Source organism: Zhaonella formicivorans (genome assembly GCF_004353525.1).
GTDB lineage: Bacteria > Bacillota > DUOV01 > DUOV01 > Zhaonellaceae > Zhaonella > Zhaonella formicivorans.
The window spans coordinates 3,098,093-3,110,660 of the sequence record NZ_CP085524.1; the positions used below are offsets into that span (position 1 = coordinate 3,098,093).

The 12,568-nt window shown below is 44.7% G+C and carries 11 protein-coding genes and 1 pseudogene; 8 read left to right on the forward strand and 4 right to left on the reverse strand.

The features are described from left to right. Positions 1-45: 45 nt before the first annotated feature. Both EYS13_RS15165 and EYS13_RS15170 read right to left on the reverse strand, forming a co-directional pair. Positions 46-1,863, reverse strand: coding sequence for an ABC transporter ATP-binding protein (locus tag EYS13_RS15165; protein WP_227764363.1), 1,818 nt, complete (start codon positions 1,861-1,863; stop codon positions 46-48). A gap of 5 nt (positions 1,864-1,868) precedes the next feature. Further along, positions 1,869-3,626, reverse strand: a complete 1,758-nt coding sequence (locus EYS13_RS15170) for an ABC transporter ATP-binding protein (RefSeq protein ID WP_227764365.1) — start codon at positions 3,624-3,626, stop codon at positions 1,869-1,871. 231 nt (positions 3,627-3,857) lie between these two features. Between EYS13_RS15170 and EYS13_RS15175 the strand changes: the two genes are divergently transcribed. From EYS13_RS15175 to EYS13_RS15200, 6 genes and pseudogenes are all read left to right on the forward strand, one after another. Continuing rightward, positions 3,858-4,289, forward strand: a complete 432-nt coding sequence (locus EYS13_RS15175) for a bacteriohemerythrin (RefSeq protein ID WP_227764366.1) — start codon at positions 3,858-3,860, stop codon at positions 4,287-4,289. Next, complete coding sequence (locus tag EYS13_RS15180; protein WP_227764369.1) at positions 4,279-4,755, forward strand: chemotaxis protein CheX; 477 nt, start codon at positions 4,279-4,281, stop codon at positions 4,753-4,755. Before EYS13_RS15175 ends, EYS13_RS15180 begins: the two co-directional genes overlap by 11 nt. Before the next feature lie 168 nt (positions 4,756-4,923). Next, a complete protein-coding gene (locus EYS13_RS15185) occupies positions 4,924-5,811 on the forward strand; it encodes a type IV secretory system conjugative DNA transfer family protein (RefSeq protein WP_227764372.1) in 888 nt (295 codons plus the stop codon). A gap of 347 nt (positions 5,812-6,158) precedes the next feature. Further along, on the forward strand, positions 6,159-7,043 hold the full coding sequence (locus EYS13_RS15190; protein WP_227764373.1) for a S1 RNA-binding domain-containing protein: 885 nt from the start codon (positions 6,159-6,161) through the stop codon (positions 7,041-7,043). 190 nt (positions 7,044-7,233) lie between these two features. Continuing rightward, positions 7,234-7,887, forward strand: a complete 654-nt coding sequence (locus EYS13_RS15195) for a hypothetical protein (RefSeq protein WP_227764375.1) — start codon at positions 7,234-7,236, stop codon at positions 7,885-7,887. A gap of 106 nt (positions 7,888-7,993) precedes the next feature. Continuing rightward, positions 7,994-8,344: pseudogene (locus tag EYS13_RS15200) on the forward strand (RNA-guided endonuclease TnpB family protein); the annotation flags it as partial. A gap of 450 nt (positions 8,345-8,794) precedes the next feature. Here EYS13_RS15200 and EYS13_RS15205 read toward each other — a convergent pair. Beyond that, a complete protein-coding gene (locus EYS13_RS15205; protein WP_227764377.1) occupies positions 8,795-9,013 on the reverse strand; it encodes a DUF5316 family protein in 219 nt (72 codons plus the stop codon). 244 nt (positions 9,014-9,257) lie between these two features. Here EYS13_RS15205 and EYS13_RS15210 point away from each other — a divergent pair, with 244 nt between their 5' ends. Continuing rightward, positions 9,258-10,691: a DDE-type integrase/transposase/recombinase gene (locus EYS13_RS15210; RefSeq protein ID WP_227764379.1), complete on the forward strand. Its 1,434-nt coding sequence runs from the start codon at positions 9,258-9,260 to the stop codon at positions 10,689-10,691. A gap of 330 nt (positions 10,692-11,021) precedes the next feature. Here EYS13_RS15210 and EYS13_RS15215 read toward each other — a convergent pair whose 3' ends face one another. Continuing rightward, a complete protein-coding gene (locus tag EYS13_RS15215; protein WP_227764382.1) occupies positions 11,022-11,744 on the reverse strand; it encodes a hypothetical protein in 723 nt (240 codons plus the stop codon). A gap of 212 nt (positions 11,745-11,956) precedes the next feature. On the opposite strand from EYS13_RS15215, the gene EYS13_RS15220 reads away from it, so the two are divergent. Further along, positions 11,957-12,355, forward strand: a complete 399-nt coding sequence (locus EYS13_RS15220; RefSeq protein WP_227764384.1) for a hypothetical protein — start codon at positions 11,957-11,959, stop codon at positions 12,353-12,355. Positions 12,356-12,568 lie beyond the last annotated feature (213 nt).

Sequence of the window (12,568 nt, forward strand, 5' to 3'; positions counted from 1 at the left end):
TCTTTTTAGAGCATCGTGACCCGGTATAAGCAAGTATCACAGCTACTAATTACCTCCTGCCAGCTGCTCCTTATACTGCAGTAAGTACAGCTGATAGTAGAGACCCCGCTTGGCCAGCAGTTCCCGGTGGGTGCCTGCTTCCTGGATCCTGCCGCGGTGAAACACCAGGATGCAGTCGGCGTGTTGAATGGTTGACAGCCTATGGGCTACGATGATGGTAGTCCTGTTGGCTGTCAGCTTTTTTAATGCATCTTGAATTAACAGCTCGGTTTCCGTATCAATATGGGCGGTGGCTTCATCAAGCACCAGCACTGCCGGGTCGAAAGCCAAAGCCCTGGCAAAGGCCAGGAGCTGCCGTTGGCCTGTGGAGAGGGTTGCGCCCCTCTCCACTACCTCCTCTCCAAATTTGCCGGGCAGTTCTGCGATGAAGCGACTGGCATGGACATAGTCGGCAACCTCCCGCACTTTTTCCATGGGGATGGAGTCGTTCCCCAGCCTGATGTTCCCGGCGATAGTGCCGGAAAAGAGAAAGACGTCTTGCATCACCACGCCGATCTGGCGGCGCAAATCGGCCAGGCGAATTTCTTTAATCGGCACGCCGTCAATCCGTATTTCCCCTTTTTGCACATCATAAAACCGGTTGAGCAGGTTGATGACCGAGGATTTACCGGCCCCGGTAGCTCCCACCAGGGCAAATGTCTGCCCAGGTTCGATGGTGAAGCTCACATCTTTTAACACCCATTCCTCGTCCTGGTAGGCAAACCACACCCGGTCAAACTCTATTTTACCCCGCATGACGGGCAATTTTCTTGTCTGCTCACTGTCTTTAATCGTTATTTCTTCATCCAATAGTTGGAAAATCCGTTCCGAGGAAGCCATGGCCGACTGGACAATGCTGTATTTTTCGGTCAAGTCATTGATTGGTCGAAAAAACTGCTCCAGGTAATTGATAAAAGCGTAGAGCACCCCGAAAGAGAGCTTGGCCTGGATGACCTGTCCCCCGCCGTACCAGATTAAAAGCGCCAGCACCAAGGCGTAAATTAAGTCCATGGCGGGCCGGAAAAGAGCGAAGGCCAAAAGTTCCCGCATACTGGCCAGGTAAAGCTCTGCATTTAAGTCCTTAAATTCCTGCAGTTTTTCTTTTTCCCGGCGGAAAAGCTGGATAATGCGCATTCCGGAAAGGTGCTCCTGCAAAAAAGAGTTGACCTGGGCCAACTTAATTCTCACTTCCCGGAAAGCTTTACGGGCCTTTAGCTGGTAGAGCAGGGCAGTTCCGAAGACTAAAGGAATGCCGGTGAAGGCTACAAAAGCCAGCGTTAGGTGGAGCTTCAACATTACTAGAATAATACCCACAATTAAAAATAAATCCTTAAACAGGTTTATAAAAACCCCTGAATACATCTCATTTAAGCTTTCTATGTCGTTGGTAACCCGGGTTACAAGCCTGCCTACCGGGTTGCGGTCAAAGAAAGCCGGGGATAGTTTTAAGAGATGGCTGAAAACTTCCCGGCGCAGGGCAAAGAGAATTTTTTGCCCTGTAAATTGCAGCAGGTAGGCTTGAACGTAGTTTAAGACGAAGTTCAACACAATGGTCAGCAGAAAAAAAGCCACCAGTTTATATAGCGCCCGGGCGTGGAAGACCCAGCCTGCTTTTTCTTCCGCTGCTTTTAGCAAGTGCTCATCAATGGCTATTTTAATCAGGTAGGGCCGTGCCAGATCAGTGACTGTAATCAGAAGCAGCAAGAAGATTGAGAGGACGATATAACCACGGTACGGCCAGGCGTAGCCTAAGAGCCTGCGCATCAACCTGGTATCCAATGGTTTTCCCGAAATATCCTCCTGGCGAAAATCTCGGTAATTCATTGAGCCTATTCCTTTCCCACAGCAAAAAATTCTTGTTCCAAGAGCTGCTTTTGGTAGAGCTGGAAATAGCGCCCTTCTTTTTGCAGCAGTTCCTGGTGGTTGCCTTGTTCCACGATTTTACCGTCATCCAAAAAGATAATCTGGTCCGCATGCTGAACCGTAGAAATGCGGTGGGCAATCATAACGGTGGTTTTACCTTGGCGTATCCTTTTCAGGTTTTGTAAAATTGCCTCTTCGGTTTTGGTATCCACCGCCGACATGGCGTCATCCAGGATTAAAACAGGTGGATCCGCCAGTATGGCCCTGGCAATGGCCACCCGCTGTTTCTGTCCGCCTGACAAGGTCACGCCCCTTTCCCCAATAATTGTTTCCAGGCCTTGGGGGAAGGAGGCCAGGTCGTTTTCCAGCCGGCTTATCCGCACCGCTTCGGCCAGCTTCTGTTCATCGGCGTCAGGCCGGCCAAAAAGGATGTTAGACCTGATGGAAGCGGAGAACAAGAAGGAATCTTGGGGCACATAGCCAAACTGTTCTCTCAAACTTTGCAGTGTTAGCTTTTTGATGTCCAGGCCGTCCAGCCAAATGCTGCCATCGGGTGGGTCATACGAGCGCAGCAGGAGATTGACCAGGGTGCTTTTGCCGCTGCCGGTACGACCAACTATGCCCAGTGTCTGGCCTGGGAGAATTTTTAGCTCAATATTTTGCAGCGCCGGCCGGGAAGTATTGTTATAGCTGAAGCTCAAGCTTTTAAATTCAATCAGTCCCTGTGCCTTTTTTATGGCTAGGGCATTGGGTGCATCTTTAATCTGCGGTTCCGTTTGCAGGATAGTATTAATTCTCTGCATGGAGGCTTTGCCCCGCTCGATAATGCTAAACACCCAGCCCATAGCCATCATGGGCCAGATCAGCATGGCCAGGTAGCCGTTTAAAGCCACGAAATCCCCCAAACTAACTTCTTGGCGCAAAATCAAATAACCGCCGTAGCCCAGCACAATTAAAAAACTGAGGGAGGCAAAAAGCTGTACCAGGGGAAAAAGCAAACCTGCCACCCTGACTAAATTCAAATTGGCTTGCATGCTGCGCTCACTTGCCTGGTTGAATTTATCCAACGTCGGTTTTTCCTGTACAAAGGATTTAATAACCCTGATACCGGCGATGCTTTCCTGAGCCTGCTCGGTCAAACGGCTGAAAGACTCCTGCACTTTCAGGTAGCGGTTGTGCAGCAGGCGGCTGAACCTGGTAGCCAGCCAGACTACAGCAGGGAGAGGCAAAAGGGAGACCAACACCAGGCGCGCATCGATGGTGGTGAGCATTAAAAAGATTGTAGCAGTAGTTAAGACCAGAGCATCGGTGACCATGACCAGGCCAATGCCGAAAGTGCTGCGAATGGCATTTAAGTCGTTGGTGGCGTGGGCCATCAAATCTCCCACGCGGTGCCGGTCGTAATACTCCGGTTCCAATGTTTGCAAATGCTTGTAGAGCAGATCGCGCAAATGCATTTCCATTCCCCTGGCCGCCTGCTGCACCAGGTAGCGCCAAATAAAGCGGAGTACTGCGATCACTACAGCCACGGCGATCAAAATCAGGGCATACCTTTGGATTAGCCCCGGATTGAGCTGATTTTTTTGAAAAGCATCGGCCAGGTTGCCTAAAACTCTGGGCGGAACTAACTGCAGCAGGTCCACACAAACCAGTCCCAGAATGCCCCAGAAATAGTTCCACCTGTTCTGCCAAAAAAATTCTTTGAGCAAGAAAAATTCACGCATGCCTATTTCTCCATGTAATTTTTACTTATTTAGAATTTCTCTGCAGGCAAGTTCAAACCTGCTAAAGGAGAGGAAAAATTCCTTAATTAAACCTAGGATGTCCAAATTTACCTAACATAAAATATGGAAACTGTGTTACACTGTCTAAATAATAAAAATAACTATAATAAAAATTAATTATTAAATGGTCATAATTGGGAAAGATGGGGTTTAATACTGGGAGGGATGGATATGTGGAAAGAAAGTTACTGCATTGGTGTAGAAAAAGTCGATGCCCAACATAAAGAACTTTTTCAACGCGTGACGGACTTTTTGCAGGCCTTAAAGGGGCCGGGCCAATGGCCTGACAAAGTGGAAAAGGTTAAAGAAACACTGAGCTTCATGCAGAGCTATGTCATTGAACATTTCGCTGATGAAGAAATTTATCAAAAGGAAATTAATTATCCCGACCTGGACAAACACTGCCAAATTCACGAGGATTTCAAACGAGACGTAGGAAAATATGCTGAAAAGCTCACAGCCACAAACTATGCCGAAGAAGTAGCCTTGGAGTTTGGTGGCAAATTGATGGCATGGCTCATATACCATGTGGCCAAGGAGGACCAGAGGATCGGCGAATATGTGCGCACAAGTGCAATGGGAGGGCTAAGTCATGAAGGCTGAATATGTCAATCCATTCCTGCAGGCTACCCAGGATGTTTTCAGGCAGATGTTGAATTTGGATATTGAAAAAGATCGCATCGCCTTGCAAGAGGACTGGATACCTGGCAAAGAGGTAAATGTTTTGATTGGGGTGGTGGGTGCCCTGACGGGATCAGTTGTTTTCAGTTTCTCCAAACCCATGGCCCTGGCTATGGTGCAGTCCATGGCGGGCATGGAGATAAGCGAATTGGATGTTTTCGTTACTTCTGCTTTAGGAGAGGTTGGTAACATTATCTGCGGTAATGCTATGACATATCTGGCCAACGCAAAGTATCCCTGCGACATAGCCCCGCCTCAGATCATTCTGGGTGAAAACAAAACTATTTCACTGGCTACGCCAAAATCTTTGTTGGTTTTCTGTAAGACAGCTCTTGGAGAATTCACTATCAATATCTCCCTCAAAGAAAAGTCAATAACCCCTGACTAAAGTGACTAAAGTCAGTGGCTTGCCCTGGCGGGGGCAAGGGCAACACGTTGACTAGACTCAGCCATTCGAGGGCTACGCAAGCACTGAAAAGCTTATTGGCTCAGTACTGCCCAAGTTATCAAACTCGGCATTTCGTCTGGCAGGTGCTTTCAGTCGTGCGGAAAGTCTGTGGACCAGAGAAAGGAGCTGATAACTATAGCCAGGCTATTATGGGGTGGAAATGATGCTTTCACCCACACCATTATCGTGGGGCCTACCAGATGCGGCAAGACGGCAACCCTCATTAAGCCCATCATCTACCAAATACTCATCGCAAAAGCCAAAGGTTTTCCTTGCGGGCTGAGCGTGATTGAGCCAAAAGGTGATGTGGCGCAATTCACTGTAGATTTAGCAAGGGAACTGGGGATACGGGCCTATCACCTTGACCCTACACGGAGCGACAGTAACATGATAAACCTGATGAAAGGCCCGGTAGACGATGTGGCAGAGGCCACCATCGCTGTTTTAAAAGGCATGTTCGGCAAGCAGGAGGCCTTTTTTCAGTTAGTCCAGGAACTTACGGCCAGGAACTTCATCAAGCTTTTAAAAATAAACCACGGGGACAACCTGGACATAATAAGCGTGCTTCGTGCCTTGCGGGACGAGGATATTCTGAAAAAAGAAACAAAAACACTGGGAGCAAGCGGCAGGGACCCGGACCTCCACAGCTTTTTTGAACATGAAATGCGCGGCCGGATGGGAGAAAAATGGAGAGACCTGGCCCTGGGCCTGCGGGCGCAGATTGAAAACATAGTCGCAAACCAGAGTTTGAAGCGCATAATCACCGGCGACAGCGGCATAGACCTGGACCGGCACATGGCGGAAGGTGGGGTGCTCGCCATCAACACCGCTTTGGGGAAGCTCCGGCGTTCTGGAGACGCTTTCGGGCAGTTCATGGCCATGCACCTGCAGTCGGCCACATTCAGACGTCCGGGCACGGAAAAGACCAGGATACCCCATTATCTCATCATTGACGAGAAGTCGCGATATATAAACCCGGCTTTTTTCTTTTCTTAAAAAAATCACAAACAAGGGAGGTGAAGAAAAAAGTGAAAAAAGTGAGGAAAAAGTAACCCCAGCAGTTTCATTGCCAGAAAACAAAACAAACGGTCCTTTATCTTTCGTATCAACCGCGCAAGAAAAACAGCCCAAAACAAACGACAGTTCAAAAAGAGCATCAGCCGGACCCGCAGACTTAACAGCAAAGCCTGAAACAGAGGCTCAGCCTAAAAAGCGGGCTGCTTCCAGTCCGCCCAAAAAAAGATAGTGGTCAACCAGAAAATCAAAGCTGATGACAAAGAAAAAAAACTTAAAGAAGAACTCAAAAAAATCAACGAAAATTTTATCTAAAGGAGAGATGATTAATGGAACTGTTAAAAAAATTCATAGAGGGCTACGACGAGCAAAAAGCGCTGGAAACCTTGACGGAAAAAGACTACTGGCAAGACGTAATCCGGGCCGAGCAGAACAGGCTCATCGTTCAGGAGCCGCTGGAAGGAATCGAAATACATTTTGACGTGCCCTGCGCCGTAGTTTACATGGGTAACATCAAAGGCATAATCCCGGTCCACGAATTTGGCATCAATAAAGAAAATTATGTTAATAGTAGGGAAGATTTAACCGACAAAGAAAAACTGAATAACAGCTACCGGTTTTTAAGGAGCATGACTGGCCAGAAAATTGCCTTTATCATCAAAGGCCACGACAAAGAAAACAACCTTTTTACGGCCAGCCGGAAAGAAGCTCTGGAATGGATGAAAAAGCGCGCGGAAGAAGAACTGGCTGCCGGAGACAAGACTATTGCCGTCGTAAGAAACGTCAACCCCTACCGGGCCATAGCGGACATCGGCGGTATTCCAGCCGTTATGCTTTCCGCCGAATACCAGCACGGCTGGACCGACGACCTTACCGAGCATGTGCAGGTTGGTGACCACATCATGGTGAAAATAATTAACTTTGACAAAGAAAAGGGGAGAGCGATAATAAGCCGCAAAGCCCTGATCCCTGACCCCTGGGAGAACCTTGAACTCAGGGAGAAATGCGAATATGCCTGTGAAATCATGGGCGTAAGGGAAAACGGCTGTTTCTTCAGGGTCAAAACAAAGAGCGGTTATGTTGACGGTTTCCTGAAACATCCAAGGCATGAACTTTTAAACAGAGGCGACAAGGCCCTGGTGAGAATACTGAATATAGACAAAGACAAACGCCGGATATTCGGCCTGTACCTGCGTCCGCTTAAAGTGAGCTAACCCCCGCTCGCCTAACTAAACTCGCCATTTTAATTAGGCGGGTTTTTCAATTCACCGAAAGGGGGTGTGCGTTTATAAATAACCTCAGTGGAACAAGTAACATAAAAGTCCGGTGGTATCGAGTGCCGTCAAGGACAACAAACGGCCATTCATTTTTAGTCCCGGAAACCGAAAAAAACTGTATTATCTTTTGTATAAAATCGGCGTAATATCCGGTGGGCAGATACAGGCTCACCAGATACTGCACAAGTCGCCCAAAACTTCCCGCAAAATACTGGCAAAACTCAGAAGGGAGAACAAAATAGCGGAGCACACCTTAACGGTAGGTAGTAAAGACTATAAATTATACACCCTGGGCCCGGTTGGCGCAGCTGCCATAAAAGCCGAATACCGGCCGGACTATTGGTATGCTTACAGCGAAAGCGAAGCAATTCAGAAGTTGTTGACCCTGGAACTATATATCAGGCTGTGCGACTACCTTTCAGCCGATTTAAAGGTTGAGCCGGGCGAAAAGCCATACACATATACCTTCATACACGGTGACAAGACATACAATATAGGCGTAGTGTGGGACAACGCCGTAAGTTTCATGGAAACCTACCGCTGGTCGCCGCCAAAGGAGCGGGTAATCCTGATATGCCAAAACATCGACCAGCTAAATTGCTTGCTGGAATATTTGGAAGAATATACCCCCATAAGGGCGGCAACCAGGGAAAAACTGAAAGAAGGGCTGGTTTTTTATAAGCCGGAAAACGGAAAGTGGGTGCTGGATTTGCCGGACAAAAAAATAAAAGCAGGGCCTGCTGAAAAGAAAATAGTTAACAGACAGCGAATTTTAATTTAAGGATTATGATGCCGTATCCTTTTAATAGGGAGTCAATCCCAAGTATCTAAAAAAGTATGAAAAACACCTGACCCGTTGGTAACATATCCTCTAACGCCGGAAAAAAGGCGGGAGACGGTGGGAGAAAGCCCGTCTGAAAGTGGCCAGACTGCATGAGAAGGTGGCCAGTTGCCGCAACGACTTCTTGCACAAGCTGTCCACCCGGCTGATACGCGAAAACCAAGTAATCTGCCTGGAGGACCTGCAAGTGCAGAATATGCAAAAGAACAACCATCTTGCAAAAGCAATTGCGGACGCTTCGTGGTCGGCATTCCGCACCATGTTGGAATACAAGGCGGTATGGTATGGGCGTGCCATCGTTTTTGTGGGCAAAACCTTCCCTTCCAGCCAGCTTTGTTCCTGTTGTGACTATCGCAACAGGGAAGTAAAGGATTTGGCATTGAAGAGTGGATGTTGATGCCCACATTATATGACAGCCATTTGATAACCGTCAGTGGCGGTTTTCATGAAACGCCAAGTAAGGTTGCCAGTAGGTTAGACATTTTCGCCAATGGCGGTGGTCGTTTTTTTAAGGTACTGAATAGCCCACCTCTGTTGGTGGTGGGCTCAACATGTTAAAATTTGTGAAAGTCCTCAATTACCATAAGCAACCCTTTCCAAACTTAGAAATATTCTTTCTATACATAACATATAGCCCCCCATAGCATGTAGCGCATTTAGCCGACCTCCAATAAAGGTGGGCTTTCCAATAACTTTACACATGACCACTGCCATTCCCCGCTTGCAACGCTATTTGGCATCCAATGACAACCACACTGACGTTATCAAGTGGCCACAAAATACAGTGAGTATCAACACCGAAAACGTACAAAAAACTGCATTTTTCTAGCTTAATGTTTCAAGTTTCTCAAATTAAAAACCTCGCCATAATTAAGGAGAAAAAAAGGAATGGTAAAGAAAAAGCAAATATCTTTGTACTAATATTACTTCTTCTTTGATCTTCATTTGTTTCACTATAGTTGTTAGCTCGGACTCTGTCACCCGTAATATGGGCACCAGAAAAGATACCTGCAATTAACATTCCACCGACTCCCAAAAACATAAGAATATTCATTGCTAAATCCATCTTATTTAAACCCTTACCTATAATTAGTACCCCTATTGAAACAATAATACCTAATAATAAAGATTTAATATTGATCACCTCCTAGTTTCTATTCGTAGTGTTAATTAATTTACACCAAAATAGATTCTAAAGTCTTATATATCGGGGGTTTCAAGTTTTTTTACAATAAAAAACAATAACACCCCCGTTTTTGGTATAATTGAGTCGTTCAAAACAACAATCCACCAAAAGGAGAGTGTTATTGTTGAACTCAATTATACCATTTTTGATACTATACAATCAATTTTTACTTAAACAAATTCGCCAGTTACTTTTGTTTATCGTTAAAAATATTCCCTTAAAAACTCCTAAACAGGATATCACCAGCCCGAAGTATCGTAAGCTTACTGTGGACAGGCTCCCCATTATTAAACAGCCTGAAAAACTTGACTACAAGCAGCTGCTTAACGATTACAAGTCTAAGCATGGTAAAGAGCTTAAACCTGTTAAGTCCCGTGGGAAAAACCCTGTTTCTCCCGATGTTGTTTGCCACCGTTGCGGCGCCCCTCATACATACCTCTACGACAATACAGGAGGCCGTGGTCAGCTTTTATGCAAAGTCTGCGGGCTAAGGTTCAACAAAGATAAGAAGGACTTTAAAATCGGTGCACTTACTTGCCCTTATTGTGGCAGAATCCTTGAGAAAAAGAAGGAGCGCAAGCAATTTAATATCCACAAGTGTACGAACAAGAAATGTCCTTTTTATCTTCAGTCCCTTAAAAACCTTTCTCCGGAAGACCTGGAAGAATACAAGAAAGATAAGCATAAATTTAAGCTACACTACATCTACCGCGAGTTCACTGTCGACTTTTTTAAGGTCGATTTAAACAGTATGCCTAAAGGATCAGTCAATTTTACTTTTCGTCACTTTTCTCCTCACATTCTTGGTCTTTGCCTGACCTATCTTGTAAACCTTGGGCTGTCCACACGGGCTACTTCCAGGGCCCTTTGGGAGATCCACGGCGTTAAAATCTCTCATGTTATGGTCAGTAAATATGCCAAAACTGCTGCCGCTTTGGTTAAACCTTACGTTGATAATTTTGATTACAAACCCACAAACTACCTGGCTGCTGATGAAACCTACGTTAAGGTCAGAGGCATCAAGCATTATGTCTGGTTTATTATGGATGCACTCAAAAAATCTATCTTGGGCTATTGTGTATCTGATACAAGGGATGTAGGTCCTTGTATCCTGGCTATGCGTATGGCTTTTGCTAAGTTTAAAGATTTCCCCGCTCAAGCCCTAAAGTTTGTTGCTGATGGCTACTCTGCCTACAACGGTGCACAGCAGCAGTTCATGCTTAAAGACATGGATTTTAACCTTACGCAGGTATTCGGACTCACCAATGATGATCCTGTTTCGGAAGAATATCGCTGGCTTAAGCAAATTATTGAACGCCTTAACAGGACCTTTAAATTCTCCTATCAGGTGACAAACGGCTATGGTAGTGGGGAAGGCTCAAATACCCATGTGTCACTTTTTGTAGCCTATTACAACTTCCTGCGCCCACACTCCTATACTTACTGGCAGCCACTAAACTCTATTCCGGAACTTGAGTCTATCCCAAACATGCCTGCTAAATGGCAGAAGCTTATTGAATTATCACAGCAGCTTATCCTGTCACAGCAAACACCATAGAACAGGCGGTAGCACCCTTAATCCTTCAACCTCTTATCTGCCCTTAAACATGCGGTTCAAAGACTGTCAAATGCCTTTCTTCGAAGGCAATGACCTCTTGACAGGCTTTGAATCCGCATTGTTATGCTCTTCATAGAGGTTGGAGGTGTTTTGTTTTACTGTTCTTCTGGGCTATCTCGTTTTTCAGGTGACATTTTGGGTTTAGTCTGTCCCATATACTCCTTAAACTGCATTTTTCATAAGTTAGTTAACACTATCTTTCTATTATAATTATATTTTATTAGTGAAAAAAGGAATACAAGTCATAAACTTGTATTCCCCCTTAAATCATCAGTAAGAATTCATAAATGAGAAATCCCAGGAAGAGGTTCCTCTATGAATAGTAACATTTTGTATGCATCCCATTTGGGTATTTATATCAGCTAAGACGAAGTCCCAATCAGAAGGGGTCGTATAACTAAATGTATTTATAGCAGGGTAAACCGGATGAACCTGTTCTATCCACCCCCAGCCGCCGTTACCGGAACTGGCTAATATAACTTCTCTATCGCTTAGTGACAGCTGTGAATCTAAAATTTGCCAGCCGCCTTCGGCTTTATACAGTTTAACCATTGCAAGCCCATTAGGGTCTGTACTCTTTTGCCAGTAAATGGTGTTATACGCTTTTACCCCATAAGAACCATCATAGTCATAATCGTATTTACTAGGAAGTTCAGCCACTGCTGCAAAATTTGTAGTTGCATAGGTTGTCACCGTCTTACCATCAGCATATTTTTTCTCTTCTAGCTTTTGTGTAGTGGAAAAAATATCAACTTTGCCTTCTTTTTTTGTTTTAACATTAACTACTTTGCTCTCATGTCTAAATGGTGCATTAATATCTGTAATTCCTTTTTGTGCTCGCTCAAAGAGTTTGTCCTTATCTTTAATTTCTTTTGCTGTAAACACAATTTCAGGGTTATCAACATTCTTGGCAAAACTTGCTGGTACTACAAATATTAAACCCATCAGAATAGCAACACTTAATATAAGTGATATTTTCTTAGTTAAATCCATTCATAGTCCCCCTCTTGAAAAATTATATTAATTTAAATCATAATTTTTCACACAATCAACAGAACCACCCCCCTTAATCATCTGAAAATTTACTCCTGCACATATAAGACAAACTAAAGCCCAAAAAGTTTTATTTTTTTTGGCAAAAAATAGAACTTTTTTTAAAGTTATTAGTCTTGATATCGAATTAAAATTTAAGGGGGAATTGATTTATGAAAAAGGTAGTAGTATTAAGTATTACTCTTTTGGTTTTAATGCTGTGTACCCAAGTGGCATTGGCAGCGGAAGAGGACAATTTAATAGTCGCGCCGGAAAGTTCTTCAGTGTTCATGGCCTATGATGCTTTGATTGACGCAACTTCTTCCAGTATTATTTGCGGCGTCTCGTCTGAACTTACTTACCCCACAAGCCAGTCGCTTTACATGGAACTGCAAAAATGGAACGGCAGCTATTGGGTTAAAGTTAAATCGTGGTCACGTTATGATACTGCTATGTCCCTGCAACTCAGGGAATCTTACCCAAAAAGCCCGGGTACATACAGGGTAACCGGCACTCACCAAGCAGCTGGTGAAACGAGATACTCTTATAGCCCCATTAAAATTATCGATTAAAAAAGGAAGCCCTAGCGGCTTCCTTTACGCTATTTTAGTTTTTAAGCATTCCTGGTTCTACAATATTAACATCACACCGATTACAACATTTTTTATGTCTTTATGTTATTAGATATTATTCAATTTAACCGATAAACATATAGTCTGTTTTAGAGGAGTTGCGTTATAGAACAATTTGAACATTAAACAATTAATTATTTTTTTGCTTTAGTT